General features: G+C 69.5%; 13 protein-coding genes, 1 tRNA gene and 1 pseudogene. 6 read left to right on the top strand and 9 right to left on the bottom strand.

Going from position 1 to position 18,610, the window contains the following annotated elements; translation table 11 throughout:
- Positions 1-47: 47 nt before the first annotated feature.
- Positions 48-233 (top strand): annotated as a pseudogene (locus ACFYY1_RS25980) (transposase family protein); the annotation flags it as partial.
- A gap of 215 nt (positions 234-448) precedes the next feature.
- Here ACFYY1_RS25980 and ACFYY1_RS25975 read toward each other — a convergent pair.
- Positions 449-522 (bottom strand) — tRNA-Pro (locus ACFYY1_RS25975).
- A gap of 126 nt (positions 523-648) precedes the next feature.
- Here ACFYY1_RS25975 and ACFYY1_RS25970 point away from each other — a divergent pair.
- From ACFYY1_RS25970 to ACFYY1_RS25955, 4 genes are all read left to right on the top strand, one after another.
- A complete protein-coding gene (locus tag ACFYY1_RS25970; RefSeq protein WP_388589778.1) occupies positions 649-1,359 on the top strand; it encodes a transketolase in 711 nt (236 codons plus the stop codon).
- A 37-nt stretch (positions 1,360-1,396) separates the two neighbouring features.
- Positions 1,397-2,299 (top strand): transketolase family protein, encoded by a 903-nt coding sequence (locus ACFYY1_RS25965; RefSeq protein ID WP_388589776.1) that lies wholly within the window; start codon positions 1,397-1,399, stop codon positions 2,297-2,299.
- A 257-nt stretch (positions 2,300-2,556) separates the two neighbouring features.
- Positions 2,557-6,039 carry a ThuA domain-containing protein gene (locus ACFYY1_RS25960; RefSeq protein ID WP_388589773.1) on the top strand — a complete coding sequence of 1,161 codons (3,483 nt, stop codon included), beginning with the start codon at positions 2,557-2,559 and terminating at the stop codon, positions 6,037-6,039.
- Positions 6,040-6,054: 15 nt separating this feature from the next.
- The gene (locus ACFYY1_RS25955) at positions 6,055-6,909 is read left to right on the top strand and encodes a sugar phosphate isomerase/epimerase family protein (RefSeq protein ID WP_388589771.1); all 855 of its coding nucleotides are present in this window, start codon (positions 6,055-6,057) and stop codon (positions 6,907-6,909) included.
- Between the two features lie 67 nt (positions 6,910-6,976).
- Here ACFYY1_RS25955 and ACFYY1_RS25950 read toward each other — a convergent pair whose 3' ends face one another.
- From ACFYY1_RS25950 to ACFYY1_RS25940, 3 genes are read right to left on the bottom strand one after another with little or no spacing between them, the layout of a single operon-like run.
- The gene (locus ACFYY1_RS25950) at positions 6,977-7,837 is read right to left on the bottom strand and encodes an ABC transporter ATP-binding protein (RefSeq protein WP_388589768.1); all 861 of its coding nucleotides are present in this window, start codon (positions 7,835-7,837) and stop codon (positions 6,977-6,979) included.
- Positions 7,834-8,853, bottom strand: a complete 1,020-nt coding sequence (locus ACFYY1_RS25945; protein WP_388589765.1) for an ABC transporter substrate-binding protein — start codon at positions 8,851-8,853, stop codon at positions 7,834-7,836. Before ACFYY1_RS25945 ends, ACFYY1_RS25950 begins: the two co-directional genes overlap by 4 nt.
- Positions 8,854-8,891: 38 nt before the next feature.
- Positions 8,892-9,755, bottom strand: a complete 864-nt coding sequence (locus ACFYY1_RS25940) for an ABC transporter permease (RefSeq protein ID WP_388589763.1) — start codon at positions 9,753-9,755, stop codon at positions 8,892-8,894.
- A 247-nt stretch (positions 9,756-10,002) separates the two neighbouring features.
- Here ACFYY1_RS25940 and ACFYY1_RS25935 point away from each other — a divergent pair, with 247 nt between their 5' ends.
- Positions 10,003-11,028, top strand: coding sequence for a LacI family DNA-binding transcriptional regulator (locus ACFYY1_RS25935; protein ID WP_388590119.1), 1,026 nt, complete (start codon positions 10,003-10,005; stop codon positions 11,026-11,028).
- A 49-nt stretch (positions 11,029-11,077) separates the two neighbouring features.
- Here the strand turns inward: ACFYY1_RS25935 and ACFYY1_RS25930 are convergent, their stop codons facing one another.
- The 5 genes from ACFYY1_RS25930 to ACFYY1_RS25910 form a co-directional block, all read right to left on the bottom strand.
- The gene (locus tag ACFYY1_RS25930; protein ID WP_388589760.1) at positions 11,078-13,294 is read right to left on the bottom strand and encodes a right-handed parallel beta-helix repeat-containing protein; all 2,217 of its coding nucleotides are present in this window, start codon (positions 13,292-13,294) and stop codon (positions 11,078-11,080) included.
- Entirely contained in the window at positions 13,291-14,757 is a 1,467-nt protein-coding gene (locus ACFYY1_RS25925; RefSeq protein ID WP_388589757.1) for a M1 family metallopeptidase, read from the bottom strand. Before ACFYY1_RS25925 ends, ACFYY1_RS25930 begins: the two co-directional genes overlap by 4 nt.
- Positions 14,754-16,427, bottom strand: a complete 1,674-nt coding sequence (locus ACFYY1_RS25920) for an extracellular solute-binding protein (protein WP_388589755.1) — start codon at positions 16,425-16,427, stop codon at positions 14,754-14,756. The genes ACFYY1_RS25925 and ACFYY1_RS25920 overlap by 4 nt, the downstream gene beginning before the upstream one ends.
- Positions 16,428-16,501: 74 nt before the next feature.
- Positions 16,502-17,362, bottom strand: a complete 861-nt coding sequence (locus tag ACFYY1_RS25915) for a carbohydrate ABC transporter permease (protein WP_388590116.1) — start codon at positions 17,360-17,362, stop codon at positions 16,502-16,504.
- Between the two features lie 82 nt (positions 17,363-17,444).
- Positions 17,445-18,458: an ABC transporter permease gene (locus ACFYY1_RS25910; RefSeq protein WP_388589752.1), complete on the bottom strand. Its 1,014-nt coding sequence runs from the start codon at positions 18,456-18,458 to the stop codon at positions 17,445-17,447.
- Between the last annotated feature and the right edge of the window lie 152 nt (positions 18,459-18,610).

Raw genomic sequence — 18,610 nt, 5'->3', positions numbered from 1 at the left:
GTACTGCCTCAACGAGGACGACAACTTCCTGCTCAGGAGAGAGGCAGAAGCACCGCCGTCACGGCGTGAACGTGCAGGTCGTGGCCGATCCCACCGGCAAGCTGCTGTGGATCTCGCCCGCGCTGCCCGGCCGCACTCACGACCTGACCGCGGCCCGCGCCCACCGCATCATCCGGATCTGCGAACGCCAGGGCGTCCCCGTGCTCGCCGACCGCGCCTACATCGGGGCCGGCCGGACGTCCACAAGATCACGGCCGCCGGGGCGGCGCTCTCGGCCCACTTCAACGTGCTGCGCGCACCGCGCTCGCTGCCGAGCCCCATCGTCATGACCCGCTGCCCCGGTCAAGGACGCCGGACCTCCAACTGGTCCCCAGCTGGTCCCCAAAAAATGATCAAGGGCCGGTTTCGGATTGCTCCGAAACCGGCCCTGATCTGCGACTGTCTCCAGTCGGGACGACAGGATTTGAACCTGCGACCCCTTGACCCCCAGTCAAGTGCGCTACCAAGCTGCGCCACGTCCCGATGCCCGTCTGACCTGGGGTTTCCTCCTGGCCGAACGCGCATGAGAACAATACCGCACTCGGGAGGGTGGTTACGAACGCCTTTGGCGCTTGACCTCAACCGCGCTTGATGTTCAACGCTGGTCTTATGACGAACACCACCGCCGCACCGGCGCACGACCACCGCTCCATGAACCGCCTGATGCATCTGATGAGTCTGATGACCGGGGACGAGAAGCACGGTCCCGCGGCGACCTCCACCCTGGACGCCATCTGGGTGCTGTACGACCGGGTACTGCGCGTGACGCCCGAGACCGCCGACGCACCCGGCCGCGACCGGTTCCTGTTGTCGAAGGGGCACGGGCCGATGGCGTACTACGCGGTCCTGGCCGCGCGTGGATTCTTCGGGGAGGAGCTGCTGGCGGGGTTCGGGTCGTACGACTCACCGCTGGGGCACCACCCCGACCGGATGCTGGTACCGGGGGCCGAGATCGGGAGCGGGTCGCTGGGGCACGGGCTGCCGCTGGCCGTGGGCAGCGTGCTCGGGCTGCGGGCGCAGGGGCTCACCGATCCGCGGGTGTGGGTGCTGATCGGCGACGCCGAGCTGGACGAGGGCAGCAACCACGAGGCGCTCGCCTTCGCGGGCCCGGCCGGGCTGGAGCAGCTGCACACCGTGGTGATCGACAACGCTTCGGCTTCGTACGCCCGGCCCGGCGGGATCGCGGCCCGGTTCGAGGCGGCGGGCTGGTCGGTCGAATCCGTCGACGGGCGGGACCACGAGGCGCTGTACGCCGCCTTCACCGCGCCGCACCCCGGGCAGCCGAGGGCCGTGGTCGTACATGTCGACCCGAAGAACTGAACGCTCCGTTCGAGAACCGAGAAGAGGGACCTTTCAGATGGACACGATGCGTGACCGATTCATCGCCACCACGACACAGCTGCTGGACGAGGACCCGCGCCTCGTCCTGGTCCTGGCCGAGATCAGCCGGGACGGCTTCGGCCCCGCCGCGCGGGCTCATCCGGACCGGGTCGTCAATGTGGGAATCAGGGAGCAGCTGCTGGTCGGAGCGGGTGCCGGGATGGCGCTGACCGGGCTGCGGCCGATCGTGCACACCTTCGCCAGCTTCCTGGTGGAGCGGCCGTTCGAGCAGGTGAAGCTGGACTTCGGGCATCAGGGGGTGGGCGGGGTGCTGGTGAGCGCCGGAGCCTCGTACGACTGGCCGGCCGGCGGCTTCACCCATATGTCGCCGGGCGATGTCGCGCTCCTGGACACCCTCGACGGGTGGACGGTCCATGTGCCGGGCCACCCGGACGAGGCCGAGGAGCTGCTGCGGCGAGCCGCGGCCGGGGACGGCCGGGTGTACGTACGGCTGTCGGTGCAGTCCAACGAGCGGGCACGTCCGGTCGGGCCGGAGAGCGGGTTCACCGTGGTGCGGGAGGGGGCGAGCGGGGTGGTGATCGCGGTCGGGCCGATGCTCGACAACGTGCTCGCCGCGACCGACGGGCTCGATGCGACCGTGCTGTACGCGACGACGGTGCGCCCGTTCGACGGGGCCGGGCTGCGTCGGGCGATCGGTGATCACGGGGTTGCGGACGTGGTGATCGTCGAGCCTTATCTGGCGGGCACCTCGACGGCCGCCGCCAATGACGCGCTCGCGGATCTCCCGCACCGTGTGCTCGGGCTCGGCGTCGGGCGGCCCGAGCTGCGCAAGTACGGGGAGATGGACGAGCACCTCGCCGCGCACGGGCTGGACGCCCGGGGGCTGCGGGAGCGGATCGGCGGCTTCCTCGGACGCTGAGCAGGGGGCGGAGGTGGAGAGGGGCGGAGGAGGTGGAGGGGCGGAGGGAGCCGAGGGGGCTGCGGGGACCGAGGGGGCTCAGGGTCCCGGGCGGCTGGGGGCTCCCCCTCCCCCGGCCCGCACCGCAGGCACCGTGCGGCCATTGCATGCCGTCCCGGCCCATTGACCCCATGGAGACCTCAACCTAATCTGAACGATGCACTCCAGAAAGCGCTTTCTAAATCCCGCAGCCGGCATCTACCGCACAGGGAGCGCCCATGAGTCATCGTCCCTCGTACAGCCGCCCGTTACGGGGTCACCGGTTCCCGTCTCCGTTCGTCGCCCTCACCGCTCTCCTGGCGTTGGTCGTCGGTCTGCTCGTGGCCACGCCGCCCCGGGCCCACGCGGCGCCCTTCCGGGTACTGGTCTACTCCGAGGTCACCAACTTCCGGCACGACTCGATTCCGGCCGGAATCGACGCGATCAAGAAGCTCGGCGCCGAGAACGGTTTCGAGGTCGAGGCGACCGACGACTCCGCCGTCTTCAATGACACCGATCTGGCCCGCTTCCAGGCCGTCGTGTTCAACAACACCAACTCCACACCGGAGAAAGGTGACTTGCTGAACGCCGCAGAGCGGACGGCGCTGCAGAAGTACATCCGCGCGGGAGGCGGCTGGGTCGGCCTGCACGCCGCGTCCGCCAGTGAGCGCGACTGGGGCTGGTACGAGGGTCTTGTCGGGGCGATCTTCGACAAGCACCCCGCCGTACAGACCGGCCGGGTCAAGGTTCTCGACCACGCCCACCCGTCCACCAAGGGCCTTCCGGACCTCTGGGAGCGTACGGAGGAGTGGTACAACTGGCGCACCAATCCGACCTCCAAGGTCCACACCCTCGCGCAGATCAAGGTCCGCGACGGCGTCACGGGGCTCGACGAGGGGGTGGACCATCCATGGTCCTGGTGCCAGAACTACGACGGCGGCCGTTCCTGGTTCACCGCCGGCGGGCACGCGTCCTCGGCGTTCCAGGAGGAGGGCTTCGTCCAGCACCTGCTCGGCGGCATCGAGTGGGCCGCGGGCGCGAAGCCCGGTGACTGCACGGCGACGCGGACCGGTTCGTTCCAGCGGACCGCGCTGGCGACCAGTGATCTCGCCGATCCGTTCGAGCTGGCCGTCGCCCCCGACCGGCGGGTCTTCTTCGCCCAGCGCACCGGAAAGCTGAAGGTCATCGACCAGACGACGATGAAGGTGTCGACCGCTCTGGACTTCGCGTACACACCGGAGATGACGAGTCAGTCCGACGGACTGCTCGGTCTCGCGCTCGATCCGGGCTTCGCCACGAACAACTGGCTCTATCTGCTGCATTCCGACAAGACCGAGAAACGGCTGAACCTCTCCCGGTTCACCGTCACCGGCAACGCGGTCGATCCCGCTTCGGAGAAGCGGCTGTTGACCATTCCGACCTGGCGGGGCGAGGGACGGGCCAATTCCCACATGGCCGGTTCACTCGCCTTCGACAAGGCCGGCAACCTGTACGCGGCGACCGGTGACAACACCGATCCGTTCGCCTCCGACGGATTCAGCCCGATCGACGAGAGCCCCGGCCGCCGTGCCTGGGACGCACAGGGCACCGCGGGCAACACGAACGATCTGCGCGGCAAGATTCTGCGCATCACGCCGAAGGACGACGGCACCTACACCGTGCCCGAGGGGAATCTCTTCGCACCCGGAACGGAGAAGACACGCCCGGAGGTCTACGCGATGGGGATGCGCAATCCCTTCCGGATCACCACCGATCCGCTGAGCGGTGCGCTGCTGGTCGCCGACTACGGTCCGGACGCCAAGGCGGCGGTCGCCGACCGCGGGCCCGAGGGCACGGTCGAGTACACCCGCATCACGCGGGCGGGAAACTTCGGCTGGCCGTACTGCGTCGGTGACAACACTCCTTTCAACGACTACGACTTCGCGGCGAAGAAGTCCGGCCCGAAGTTCGACTGTGCGGCGCTCGTCAACGACTCGCCCAACAACACCGGGCTGCGGGAGCTGCCGCCCGCCCGGCCCGCCACCGTCTGGTACGCGTACTCGGCCTCCGCCGAGTTCCCGGAACTCGGCACCGGAGGCGGCGGTCCGATGAGCGGTCCCGTCTACGACTACGACCCGGACAACGCCTATCGCACCAAGTTCCCCGAGTACTTCGAAGGGAAGTGGATCAATTACGAGCTGACCCGGAAGTGGTTCAAGACGTTCTCCTTCCAGCAGAAGGACCAGACGTTCGACGATCCGCGGTTCGCTCCCGTCAAGGCCGGTGACCTCCAGTCCGTCAACGGCATCTTCCAGGACATGCAGTGGAACCAGCCCTTCGATGCCGACTTCGGTCCTGACGGGGCGCTGTACGTCATCGACTTCGGGCTCGGCAGCGGTACGGGGCGCGGTGGCAGCAACGAAGGTGCGGGCATCTACCGGATCGACTACGTCGGCGACGGACGGCTGCCCGACGCGAAGATCACCGCGGACCGCGACAACGGAACCGCACCGCTGAGCGTCGCCTTCTCCAGTACCGGGTCCGGACTCCCCGGCGACCGGCCCGTGTCGTACGCCTGGGACTTCGACGGGAACGGCACCACCGACTCGACCGAAGCGAACCCCTCGTACACCTATCGCACGAAAGGACTGTTCACCGCGCGGCTCACGGTCACCGGGCCCGGTGGGCTGACCGGTCAAGCGGTGCAGGACATCACCGTCGGCAACACCCGTCCGGAGGTGACCGTCAAACAGCCGCCGGACGGCGGGATGTTCAGCTTCGGTGACACCATCCCGTTCACCGTCAAGGTCAAGGACAAGGAGGACGGGAGCGGCGCGCCGGTCGACTGCTCGCGGGTGGTGGTGCAGTCGCAGCTCGGACACGACACCCATCTGCATCCCCTCGACAACTACACCGGCTGCGCCGGGGAGATCGTCACGGACGCCGGGGACAGTCATGGCCCCGGACAGAACCTGTACTACGGCATCTCCGCCCGGTACGAGGACAAGGGCGCCCCGGGCGCACCCCCGCTCACCGGTTCCGCCTCGCTCACCCTGCGTACCTCCTTCCGCGAGGCCGAGCACTTCACCGCCACCGGTGGAGCGCACGGCGGTGCGGTGACCGCGAGCCGGGCCGACGCCTCCGGCGGGAAGCGGCTGACCGAGATCGAGGACGGGGACTGGATCGCCTTCGACCCGGTGAACCTGAAGCACGTCGGGTCGGTGACCGTCGGCGCGGCGTCCGGCGGGATCGGCGGCGGTGTCGAGTTCCGGGCCGGATCGCCCACCGGTCCGCTGCTGGGCGAGGTGTCCGTCCCGAACACCGGCGGCTGGGGCGATCTCGTCTCGCCGACGACGGCACTGACGGATCCCGGCGGCACCGTGAAGCTGTACGCGGTGTTCAGCAACCCCGAGTGGAGCGGCGAGAAGGCCGATCTGTTCGCCGTCGACTGGCTGCGTTTCAACGGCCCCGGGGTCGAGAAGCCGTCGGGCACGAAGCTGGCGGTGACCGCGAGCGCGACGACCGGCGCCGCACCGCTCTCCGTGACGCTGAGCAGTGCCGTGCAGCCGGGCGCCGGGCGGACGATCGCCTCGTACCACTGGGACTTCGGCGACGGGGGCAAGGCGGACGGGGCGACGGCCACGCACACCTTCGGACGCAAGGGCGCGTACACCGCGCATCTGACGGTCACCGACGACCAGGGTGACACGACCACCGGTTCCGTACGCATCGACGTGAGTTGAGAGGGGAGACCCCGCATGTATCGCACACGACGCTCCTTCCTGGGCACGGCGGTGGGTGCCGCCGCAGCCGCCGGGCTCGGCACCACCCCCGCCTCCGCCGCCGGGTCCCGTCGTCGGCGCATCCCGCCGTCCGGGATCGGCATGCACCTCTACACCATGCGTACGCCACTGGCGACCGACTTCAGGGGCACCCTGGAACGGCTGGCCTCGATCGGCTACGCCACGGTCGGGGTGAGTGGCCGGCACGGGCACAGCGCGGCAGACATCCGGCGGATGCTCGACGGGACCGGGCTGCGGGCCGTCCTCGAACATGTCGGTTACGACATCGTGAAGGGGGCCGGTCTTCCGCAGGCGCTGGAGGACATCCATACGCTGGGCGGCAAGTGGATCGTCGTGCCCAGCCTGCCCGGTTCGCTGCACAGCCCGGCCGGATACCGGGAAGTGGCCAGGGAGTTCAACCGGGCAGGACTCGCCGCGCGCGAGTCCGGACTGAAGCTGCTCTACCACAATCACGGCACGGACCATCAGGTGGTCGACGGCGTCGGTCTGTACGACATCCTGCTCGCCGAGACCGACCCGGAGCTGGTGGGTTTCGAGCTGGATCTGTACTGGGCGGCCAAGGGTGGCGCCTCGGCGCCGGGTGAGCTCTTCGTGCGGCATCCGCACCGCTTCCCCGCCCTGCATGTGAAGGACATGGCGCCGAACGGGGACTTCGCGGACATCGGTTCGGGGGTGCTGGACTTCCCGGCGATGTTCGACACGGCCCGGCGGGGCGGGGTGAAGCAGTGGCTGGTGGAGCACGACGCGCCCGCTGATCCGTTCGCTTCGGCGCTCGCGAGCTACACGTATCTGTCCCGGCTGCGGTACTGAGCGGTCGGGAACACGTGACGCCCCCGGCCCCGCGCACCGTGCGGGGCCGGGGGCGTCACGCGGTGCGTCAGTCGTGTGCGGAGGCCGCCCCCAGCAGATCGCGGACGCGGGCCGCCGCGTCGCGGAACTCCGGGCGGCCCAGCGTTTCGCCGTACTCCCGTTCCGCGCCCAGCCCCACCTCGATGATCTCCGAGATCGTGCCGGGGCGCGGACTCATCACGACCACCCGGTCGGCCAGGTAGACGGCCTCCGAGATGGAGTGCGTGACCAGCAGGACGGTGGTGCGGGTCTCCCGCCAGATGCGGTTCAGTTCCATGTTCAGCTGCTCGCGGGTGAGCGCGTCGAGGGCGCCGAACGGCTCGTCCATCAGGAGCACCGGGGGTTCGTGCAGCAGCGCCCGGCACAGTGCCACCCGCTGCTGCATTCCGCCGGACAGCTCGTGCGGATACGCGTCCTCGAAACCGCCCAGGCCCGTCATCCGGATCAGCTCGTCCGCCCGGTCGCGCGCCCGCGCCGGGGGCATCTTCCGGATCTCGGCCTGGAGCAGGATGTTCCGGCGCGCCGAGCGCCACTCCAGGAGGGCGGCGCGCTGGAACACGTAGCCGATGTCGTGCCGCACCCCGTGGACCGGTTCGCCACCGAGCCGGACCTCGCCCGAGGACGGTTCCAGCAGTCCGGCGACCAGCTTGAGCAGGGTCGACTTGCCGCACCCGGACGGGCCGACGATGGCCACGAACTCGCCGGGCGCCACATCCAGCGACACTCCGCTCAATGCGGTGACGTCACGCTTCCTGCTGCGGAACCGGACCGCCACGTCGGACAGGGCGACCGCCGGCGCGGCGCCGGGGGCCGGTGCCCCGGCTCTCGTCGCGGCGCCGGGGGCCGGCGCTGCTCCGGCTTTCGTCGCGTACTGCTCGGGCATCGTCATCCCTTCAGCGCCGTCTTCTCGTCCCAGTACTCCGCGACGGCCTTCGGCTTGCTCACCATGCCGGCCTCGGCGAAGACGTCGATGGTCTGCTGCCAGTCCGCCTCGTTGTTCACCCCGGGTGCCTTCCCCTCGGTCGACGGGGTGTGCAGCAGGGTGAGCGTCGTCTTGAACTGTTCGGCCAGGACCGTCTTCGAGGGCAGTTGCTCCGAAGCGCCGTCCATCGCCGCGACCGCGGGCCCGGGGGCCTTCGCGGCGGCCGCCCAGGACTCGCTGACGGCCTTCACCATGCGCCCGGCGAGTTCGGACCTGGACGCGAGGATCTTCTGGCCGGCGAGCAGCCCGTTGGAGTAGAAGTTCAGCCCGTTCTCGGAGAACCGCAGATAGGAGACCTGTTTCCCGGCCTTGTCCTGCATGGTGGGGCCCTGGTCGCTGGCATAGCCGAGCAGTCCGTCGGTCTTCCCGGAGATGACCGCGGCGATCTTGCCCGCCGGGTCGGTGTTCTGGACCCTGACGTCGGACTCGCCGAGGCTGTTCTTCTTCAGGAAGATCGGGAAGGTCTTGGAGAGCGCGTCACCGGCGGTCCCGGCAATGGTCTTCCCCTTGAGGTCGGCCGGGGAGCTGATCCCTTCGGCATCGAAGGACTGCACCGATGCCGGGGTGGTCTGGAGGAAGACCCCGAGGCTCTTCACCTGGACGCCCTGGTCCACCCCGGCGAGCAGCGCGGGCGTGTCGGCCCAGCCGAAGTCGGTCTGCCCCGCGGCGGTGGCCTGCACCGTCTTCTGCGAGCCCTGGCCCGCCTGGATGTTCAGATCGATGCCGTGCTTCTCGAAGATCTTCTGTTGCTTCCCGTAGTAGAACGGCGCGTGTTCGCCGTACGGGTACCAGTTGAGGGTCAGCGTGACCTTGTCCAGCTTCTTGCCCGATTCGCTGGTGGTGGTGGACGCGTCGTTGCCACCGCAGGCCGTGGCCACCAGGACGAGGGGGACGACACCGATCAGGAGTCTGCGCGCATGCATGGGCTGGCCCTTCTCGCGACGAAGTCGGTACGGCGGAGTCAGTACGTGGTGGTGGCGGAGGTGTCCCGGCGACTGGCGTGCCACGGGAGCAGCAGCGTTTCGGCGATCTCCACGGCTACGAAGAGGGCGACCCCGATGAGGGACATCACGAACAGTCCGGCGAAGAGCATCGGGGTGTCGAGGTTGCCGTTGGCCTGGAGGATCACATAGCCCAGGCCCTCGTTGGCGCCGACGAACTCACCGACGACCGCGCCGGTGACGGCCAGGGTGACCGCGACCTTGAGGCCGGAGAACAGGTGCGGGAGCGAGGCCGGGAAGCGGATCTTGAGGAAGGTCTGCCAGGGCCTGGCACCCATCGTCGCCGACAGCTGGAGCATCTCCGGGTCGACCGCCTTCAGGCCGGTGACCATGGAGATCACCACGGGGAAGAAGGCGATGAGCACGGCGATGAGGATCTTCGGTCCGATCCCGAAGCCGAGCCAGACGACGAACAGCGGCGCGATCGCGATCTTCGGCACGACCTGGGCGAACAGCAGAATGGGGTAGAGGGTGCGCTCGACGGTCGAGGAGTACACCATGACCACCGCGGCCAGGACGCCGACGGCCACGGCGATCAGGAATCCGAGGAGTGTCTCGTACGTGGTCACCCAGGTGTGCTGCCAGAGGTAGCCGGCCTTGCCGGTCAGGACATCGAGCGTCGCGCCGGGGGACGGCACGAGATAGGGCTTCACCAGCTCCGCGGCGGAGATCAGCCACCACACCGCGAAGCAGACGAGCAACAGGGCGACGGGACGCCAGCTCCGCTCGGCCGCCCGGGCGATCCGCTCCCCCATCGATGGCCCGACCCGCCGGACGACTCCGGCCGGTTCGGGGGGACTTTTGGTCAACGCGCTCTGGCTCACTTTGAACTCCCTGAACTTCGGGGGCAGTTGTTGAGAGCTGTGCGATCCTGCGATGACGAGAAGGCGCTTTCAGAAAGCGCTTTCTGATAGGGTTTTCGCCACGCTAATGACTGCCTGCACGCACGGTCAATAGGTCGTCGGCAAGTTTCGGGGGCCTCCCACCACCGCGCCCTTGGGGGTCGAGTTGAGCGAGTACGGAACATCGCACCGCCCGGAGCCACCCGACAGCCACCCCTCGACCGGCCATGTGACGCTCGATGCCGTGGCCCGCGAGGCGGGCGTCTCCCCCGCCACGGCCTCGCGCGCCCTCAACGGCACGGCCAGGGTCCGGGAGGATCTGCGCGAGCGGGTCCGGGCGGCGGCCGGAAGACTCGGGTACATCCCCAACGCCCATGCCCAGGTGCTCGCCGGTTCCACCAGCAACCGTACGGTGGGCCTGATCTGTCATGACGTCAGCGATCCCTACTTCGCCGCCGTGTCGAGCGGTGTGATGCGGGCCGCGGCCGAGCGGGACCTGCTGGTGATGCTGGCCTCCACCTTCAGGGAACCGGCCCGGGAGATCGCCTATGTGTCGATGCTCCGGGCCCAGCGCGCACGGGCGATCCTGCTCATCGGCTCCGGCATCCAGGACCGGGCGTGGGAGCGGGCCCTGGACGCCGAGCTGGCGCCGTACGTCCGCGTCGGCGGCCGGGTGGCCGTGGTCAGCCGGCACCGCAGTCTGCGGGTGGACACCGTGCAGCCGGAGAACCGGGCGGGTGCTGCGGCCCTGGCCCGGACGCTGGCGGGGCTCGGGCATCGCTCGTTCGCGGTGCTCACCGGGCCGCCCGCGCTGACCACCGTCTCCGACCGGCTCGCGGGATTCCGGCAGGGGCTCGCGGAGGCGGGGATCGGCCTCGGCCGGGTCGTGGAGGGGGCGTTCACCCGCGACGGCGGGTACGCGGCGGCCCGCCGCCTGCTGGCCTGCGACGGGCCGCGGCCGACCTGTGTGTTCGCGGTCACCGATGTGATGGCGGTGGGTGCGCTCGCCGCGCTGAAGGAGGCGGGGCTGCGGGTGCCGGAGGATGTCTCGCTGGCCGGGTTCGACGACATTCCACTGGTGCGGGAGCTGTCACCGGCGCTCACCACGGTCGCGCTGCCGCTGACCGCGATGGGCGAGGACGTGATCGCGCTGGCCCTGCGGGAGCGAACGGCGGGGCAGCGGGCCCGGGTGGTGCGGGTGGCGGGCGAGGTGGTGGTGCGGGCGAGCACGGCGACGCCGCCGGTCGGGGTGTGACCGGCGGCGTCCCCGGGGACCGCCCGGTGGATCGGGGGCGTACCAGCCCCTAGGGGTGGACGAGCACCTGGGACAGTGCCACGCGTCCGGTGCCGGACGTCACGACCTTCACCGTGCGGGTGCGGCTGTCCAGGTCCAGGACGGTCGGGCGCAGCGCCTTCCCGCTGACGTGGATCGTTCCGTCGTCCGTGACCACGTCGAAGTCGGCGGTCGTGGAGGAGGAGTTGTTCCAGATCTCGATCTGGCGGATGTGCCGCTCGCCGCCCAGGTCGACCTGCCACCAGGCGCCCGCCTCGGACAGGGTGCGGGTGTCCGTGTTGGTGTCGCCGTCCAGGGCGAGTGCCGCGCCCGCCGTGCCCTCGGTGGAGGACTGGGTGGCGGTGCCGGTGCGGGCCAGGTCGGTGCGCAGCTGCTCGACCGGGCCGCCGTGGGCTCCTGCCCGGCTCGCGACGGCCAGCGCCTCGGCCGGCAGCCGGTCCAGGCCGGTGAGGTTGTCCGTCATGACCGAGCCCTTGCCGCCGAGGGCGGGCGCGGCGGTGTCGGTCCAGTTGCCCCGCGCGGTGTTCTGGATTCCGTAGTCCGCCCAGTTCGACACCCACTTGTAGCCGATGCGGGTGATGACGTTCTTCTCGACGAGGATGTGCGAGGACTGTTCGTCGAGGTAGATGCCGTTGCCGTCGCGCTCGGTGTTCCCGAAGGCGGAGCGGTTGATGTAGTTGCCGGAGATAACCGTGCCCGGCTGCGCGCCCTGGGTGTAGATCGCCCCGCCGTCGTGCTGTGCCTGCGCGACCTCCATGACGTCGGTGATCCGGTTGTCCGTCACCTTGTTGTCACGCAGCACCGACTTCTGCGACTCGGGCTGGTTCCAGCCCCAGCCGACCGAGATCCCGGAGTACGGGAGGTGGTCCAGGCTGTTGTGGTCGACGGTGAGCCCGGCCTCGTACCCGGCCCAGATGCCCACCGAGTCGGTGTACTCGACGCCGGAGCGGGTGATGGTGTTGTACGCGACGGTGTTCCGCTCCCCCGCGAGCGCCGCCGACGGCATCGGCTCGGTGTCGCCGACGTAGACGGCGCCGGAGGACAGGTCGGTGAAGGACGAGCGGGTCACGGAGCTGTCCTTGGTGCCTGCTTCGAGGATCGCGCCCGCCCCGCCGAGCCGGCTGAACCGGGCGCTGTCGATGCTGACGCGCTGTCCGCTGCGGACGGTCACCGCGGCGGACGGCTTGGTGTAGAAGCGGCCGGCGTGGTCGACGGGGCCGGTGGCCCCGGTCAGGGTGAGGCCGGCCTGCATGCCCGCGTAGCCCTCGTCGGTCCCGGGCTGGTGGTACGCCGCGTACGCGAAGCCGATCCCGCTGATGGTGACGTCATGGGCGCCGTCGACGACGAGCAGCTGTTCGGTGTGCGGGGTGACGGCCTGCGCGTGGCGCATGTTCTCGCCCTTGCGCGGCAGGTAGGTCACCGTGCGGGCCTTCGAGTTCCAGACGAACTCGCCCGGCTGGTCGAGGAGTTCGGGGGCGTTCTCGAAGAAGGCGACGCCGCTGTAGCGGGTGGAGTCGACCGTGGTGGAGTCCCAGGCGGGGCCGGTGCGGTTCGTGCCGCCGGCCGAGTTGGTCCAGCAGGGCTGGGCGAAGGTCATGACATCGCCGTTCACGGCCGCGATCCGGCAGTGGTAGTTGCGCCAGCGGACCCGGATGACGGCTTCGGCGTCAGTGGGGCGCTGCCAGTCGGCGATACCCGTGGCGACCGCGCCGGTCATGCCGGTCTTCGTGGCGTCGCAGGTGCTCGCCGCGCAGGCTTCGCCGCGGGCGCGGGTGGCGCGCCTGCCGTCGACGAAGAGCTGACGCGGGGTGACGCCGGAGGGGACCTCGGCGGTCCAGGTGCCGTCGGTGTTCTGCTGCCACCCGGTGATGTCCTGTCCGCCGGAGAGTACGGGGCGGGCGCCGGGCGCCGCGCCCCAGGTGACGGTGTGGCCGTCCTTCCCGGAGTCGGCGGCGCCGAGCCGCAGGGGCTCGTCGAGCTGGTACGTGCCGTTCTTCAGGAGTACGCGGACGTCGTGGCCGGTCTCGGTGCGGGCCCGGTCGCGGGCGCCCTCGGGGGTGCAGGGGCGGGCGACCGTACAGGAGGTGCCGGCTCCGTCCGGGGCCGCGTACAGGGTGCGGGCACCGGGTGCGGCCTGGGCGGTGGGGGCGACGAGCAGTGCGGCCAGGAAGGCGGCGGAGGCGGCAGCGGCGGTTCCTCGTACGGCGTTCAGACGGTGGCGGTTCACGCGGAGGCCTTCCAGTCGGGGTGGCCGGGCATGGGCGGGTTCACGGCTCCGAAGAGCCAGTCGCGCAGGAACGGGTCGAGGGAGGCGTCGCCGGAGACGTCGACGGTGTGCCGGATGAACTCCTCGCTGGTGTACGTGGAGTCCTTGAAGCGCTGCACCCACTCGCGCATGACCCGGTCGAACTTCCCCTGGCCGATCCGGAGGGCGAGGGCGTACAGGACGAGGGCACCACCGTCGTAGATGTTGGTGCCGCCGAGCGCCTTGGGCAGTCCGGGCGGGCCGTCGGCGGCGCGAACCGCGTCGAGCTTCTCGTACGTAGCCTTCATCTTGTCCTCGAAGACCGACCAGCCGCGCTCCTCGCCGTACAGGCCGGCGTAGTACACGGCGGGGCCCTCGTTGAGCCATGCCTGCTGCCAGTCGTTCGGGGTGACGGAGTCGCCGAACCACTGGTGGACCAGTTCGTGGACCATGGTGGTCTCGTAGCCGGGCCGGCCGTTGGCATTGAGCTTGAACCAGTTGGTGGAGAACAGGGAGAGGGTCTGGTTCTCCAGGGCGTCGGTGTAGCCGTCATAGATGTGGACGCCGTAGACGGAGAACGGGTAGCGGCCGAACTTGGCCTCCAGCCAGGCCAGATGGTCGGCGGTACGGGCGACGATCGGCCCGTACTTGTCCTCCTGGCCCTGGGGCACGATGTGGCGCAGCGGGAGTCCGCGGTGGCTGGTGCCGTAGAGATAGGTGCCCTTGACGACGGCGATGCCGATGAGTTCGGTCGCCATGCGCTCGCGCAGGGCGAAGTGCCAGACGGTGGAGCCGTCGCCGCGCGGGGTCTTGTGGAGGAGTTCGCCGTTGGCGGCGGCGACATAGCCCTGCGGGGCGCTGATGTGGAAGGTCCACGTCGCCTTGTCGGACGGGGTGTCGTTGCAGGGCAGGAAGGTGTCGGCGCGGGAGGACTGGGCGGCGGAGGCGAAGCCGCCGTCCGTGCCGAACTTCCAGCCGGTCAGGCCGAGTCGGGGCGACTTGCCGTTGCCCCGGTAGCGCACCTCGGTGGTGAACGCCTGCCCGTCGTGGAGCGGGCGGTCGGGCGTGACGGTCAGTTCCTGGCCGCTCTTGCCGGGCGCGAGCGCCCAGGTCGCGGGGCGGCCGGCGACGGTGACGGAGTCGATGGTGTGGCCGTCGGTGTCCAGGTTGAACGCGGAGAGGTCCTGGGTGGCCTTGGCGTTGATCCGCACCACGGCGGTGAAGTCGTAGGTGACCGGGGTGAAGTCGAAGGTCAGGTCGTAGTGGACGACCTGGTAGCCGCCGTTGCCGAGGGTCGGGAAGAGCGGGTCGCCGACGCCGTCCGAGCCGGGCTCCGGATCGAAGCCGTGCGGTTGTGCGAGGGCGGTCGAACCGAGTGCGGGTACGGCGACGGCTGCGGCGACCGCCGCACCGCCGAGCTTCAGGGCCGAGCGTCGCGTCGTCACTTCTTCCCCTTCTGGAAGGCTTCCTCGAACTCGCCGCGGGCCTGCTCGCCGCCCTTGGCCAGGTAGTCCTTGAGCAGCTGGTCGTAGGCGGACATGGGCTTGCGGCCGGCGATGATGTCCTTCAGCCCGTCGCCCTTCAGCGTGTTGAGGCTGCCGGTGCCCTTGGAGTCCCAGGTGGGCGAGGAGTACTGGAGCACCGGGTCCGGCACCAGCATCGGGATCATCTTGCTGAAGGCGTCGTGGACGTGCCGGACACCCTGCTCCGAGTCGGCGCTGAAGATGGCCGGGACGGCGGAGGCCGTGAACTTCCAGGGCACGGTGACGTCCTGGGTGCCCTGCTTGGTGAGCGCCGGGTTGCCCTTGGCGTCGCGGGTGAAGTCCTTGCCCTCCACGCCGTAGTTGATGAGCGTGTACTCCTGGCTGCCGAACGGGGACGCGGCGAAGTCGGCGAGGGCCAGGATCTCCTTGACGCGGTCCCCGGACGCCTTCTTGATGTGGGTGTTCTGCAGCGAGACGTTGTCCATCCAGGCGACGGCGTCCTTGCCGACCGGCACGAACGGACGCGGGTCGTACTTCTTGTCGATCGCTTTCATGGCGGCGACGTAGCCGACTCCGGGTGCCAGGTAGCTGGGCATGCCGTCGAGGACGTAGGCACCCTTGCCGTTCTTGAACATGTCCGTGTACTGGGCCTTCTGCGCCCCGGACATCTGGAGGGTGCCCGGGTAGTAGCAGCCGGCCTTGTACAGCAGCCGCGCCGTCTCGACGGCCTTGCGGTACTCCGGGGTCTCCAGGTCCAGGGTGAACTTGCCGGTCTTCTCGTCCAGCCGCCAGACGCTGGGCGCGCCCGCGGACATGGCGAGCATGCTGGTGGCGCCCGCGATGATGGCGTACTGGTCCTTCTTGGGCCGGGTCAGTTCCTTGCAGACCTCGACGAGCCGGTCGAGGTCGGTGATCTGGTCGAGGCTGGTGACGCCGACCTCCTCGAACAGGTCGTGGCGGTAGAAGCCGGCGCCGCCGGTGCCGGTCCTGGCGATCGGGATGCCGTAGAGCTTTCCGCCGAAGATCGCGGCCTGCCAGGCGGCCTTCGGAATCGCCGCCAGGTTCGGGTAGTCCTTGACCTTGTCCCCGGCGAGGTACGGGGTCAGGTCGGCGCACTTGGCCTGGAGGAAGGCGGCCTTGTTGTCGACGCCCCCGGTCTCGGGGTACATGAAGATGTCGGGCAGGCTGTCGCTGGCGACCATGGTGGAGAACTTGGTGCCGTAGTCGTCGGCGGGGACGGCGGTGATGTTCACCGTGCCGCCGAGGAGCTTCTCGATCTCCTGCCAGGCGGCGTTGTTGCCGCGCGCGGGCGGCGGCGGGGAGAACGTCTCCATCGTCGCGCTGATCGGCTTCGCCCCCTTGAGCGGGGTGCCCTGCGTGGCGCGCAGCGGCTTGGCCGGGTAGCTGAAGTAGCCCTGCGGCACGCCGGCCGCGGTGCCTGCCAGGTCGGGCTTGAGGCCGATGTTGCGGACCGCGGTGCTGGGCAGCAGCGAGGCGCTCTTGGCCTCGGCCTTCGCGGTCGTGCCGCCGTCGCCGCAGGCGGCGAGCAGCGGGGCGGCGGCCAGTCCCAGACCGACGCCCGCACCCATGCGGAACAGTGCCCTGCGATTGATGGGGGTGGAGCTCGACACCTGAATCTCCTTGAGAGAAGGGAAGGAAGGAGTGGGGGGCGGTGGTTGCGCCCGAAGGCCCGTCGGGTGGCCTGTCAGCCCTTGACGGCGCCGGTGAGCACGCCCTTGGTGAAGTAGCGCTGGAGGAACGGGTAGACGCAGAGGATCGGTACGACGGCGATCACCAGGACCGCCATCTGCACGGCCTGCTGCGGGGCGAGCACCTCGCCGGCGGAGGCGGCGTTCAGGCTCTGGCCCTGGAGCACGTAGGTGCGCAGCACCATCGGCAGCGGCCACTTGTCGGAGTCGTTGAGGTACAGGAGTGCGTTGAAGAAGGCGTTCCAGTACGTCACCGCGTAGAAGAGGCTGATCACGGCGAGTACGGCCTTGGAGAGCGGCAGGACGATCCTCACCAGCACGCGGAAGTCGCCGGCTCCGTCGACCTTCGCCGCGTCGTACAGCTCTTCGGGCAGGTTCATGAAGAAGGAGCGCAGGACGACCAGGTTGAACGCGCTGACCAGGGTGGGCATGACGAGCGCCGCGTAGGTGTCGTACAGGCCGAGTCCCTTGACCAGCAGGAAGTTCGGGATGATGCCCGCGTTGAAGAGCATCGTGAACAGGGCCGTCATCAGGATGAAGCGGGAGCCGGTGACCTCGCGGCGGGAGAGCCCGTACGCCATGCCCACGGTGACCAGGAGGCTGGCGAGGGTTCCGAGGACCGTGATGCCGACGGAGACGATCAGCGCCCGGGTGACGACTCCGCCGGTGAAGATGGTGCGGTAGGCGTCCAGGGTGGGATGGTCCGGCCACAGGACGAGGCCGGAGCTCTTGATGATGTCGGTCTGCGAGGCGAAGCTCGTGCCGATGACGCCGACCAGCGGGTAGGCGACGGCGAGGACGACCACGACGATGGCCATCGCCTTGGCGGTCTGTCCGATGCGGGTCGGCCGTTCCATCCACGGGGGCCGGCCGTCCGTCTTCGCGGCGGGTGCGGGGCGGGGCGCCGGTGCGGTGGATTCCGATGTGGCGCGCATCTTCTCAGCGGTCAGCACCGCGGTACACCCCTTCGTGGCCGAGTCGGTGGGCGAACTTGTTGGCGCCCAGGACGAGTGCGGTGCCGATGAGCGCCTTGACGAGTCCGACGGCGGCGGCGACGCCCCAGTCGTTGTCCTTGATGCCGTGGTAGTAGACGTAGGTGTCGAGGACCTCACCGGCGTCCGGGCCGACCGCGTCGCGCTGGAGCAGGATCTGCTCGAAGCCGACGGAGAGGATCTGCCCGAGGTTGAGGATCAGCAGCAGGATGAGTACGGGGGCGATGCCCGGCAGGGTCACGTGCCACAGGCGCCGGCGCGGTCCGGCGCCGTCGATGGCGGCGGCCTCGTACTGCTGCTTGTCGATGTTCAGCAGCGCGGCGAGGATGATGATCGTGCCCCAGCCGGCGTCCTTCCAGGCCACCTGGAGGGTCAGCAGCCAGGGGAAGGCGTCGGGGTCGCTCATCATGTCGTAGCGCGGCAGCCCCAGACCGCCCAGGACGTCGGGCAGGAGCCCGGCACCGCCCAGGATCTGCTGGAAGATCGAGACGATGATGACCCAGCCGATGAAGTGCGGCAGATAGACGACGCTCTGCACGAAGCGCCTGATCCGGTCGCTGGCGATGCTGTTGAGCAGCAGCGCCAGGGCGATCGGGATCGGGAAGAAGAACACCAGCTGGACGAGGGCGATCTCCAGGGTGTTGAACGTCGCGGACCAGAAGGCCGGCTCGCTGAACGCCGCGGAGAAGTTGGCGAACCCCACCCAGACGCTGTGCATGTAGCCGAGGTACGGCTGGTAGTCCTGGAACGCCACGACGTAACCGAGCAGCGGTACGTAGTGGAAGACGACGAAGTACAGCAGGCCGGGCAGGGTGAGCAGCAGCATCACCCGGTCCCGCTTGATCCGCTGCCAGAGGCTCAGCCGGCGCTGCGCGACAACGGCCCCGGCAGCGGGCGGGGAGGATGTTTCAGCCTTCTGCCGCCGCTTTGCCCGCGGCAACGGGGGTGCTGTTTCAGCCATGGTGCGTCCTGTTCGGCTGGGTGGCGCGTGGTGGGCCTTCTGGGGCCGCAAGTTAGTAAGCGGTTAACCCAAGCGTCAAGAGATCCGGGAAAAAGACGTTGAGTCGCGATGCCCCAGTGGCCGAATCCAGCATCCCGAACCCGCAAATATGC

The organism is Streptomyces sp. NPDC001890, assembly GCF_042891445.1.
Classification (GTDB): Bacteria; Actinomycetota; Actinomycetes; order Streptomycetales; family Streptomycetaceae; genus Streptomyces.
This window is presented reverse-complemented; position numbering and strand designations above follow the sequence as displayed.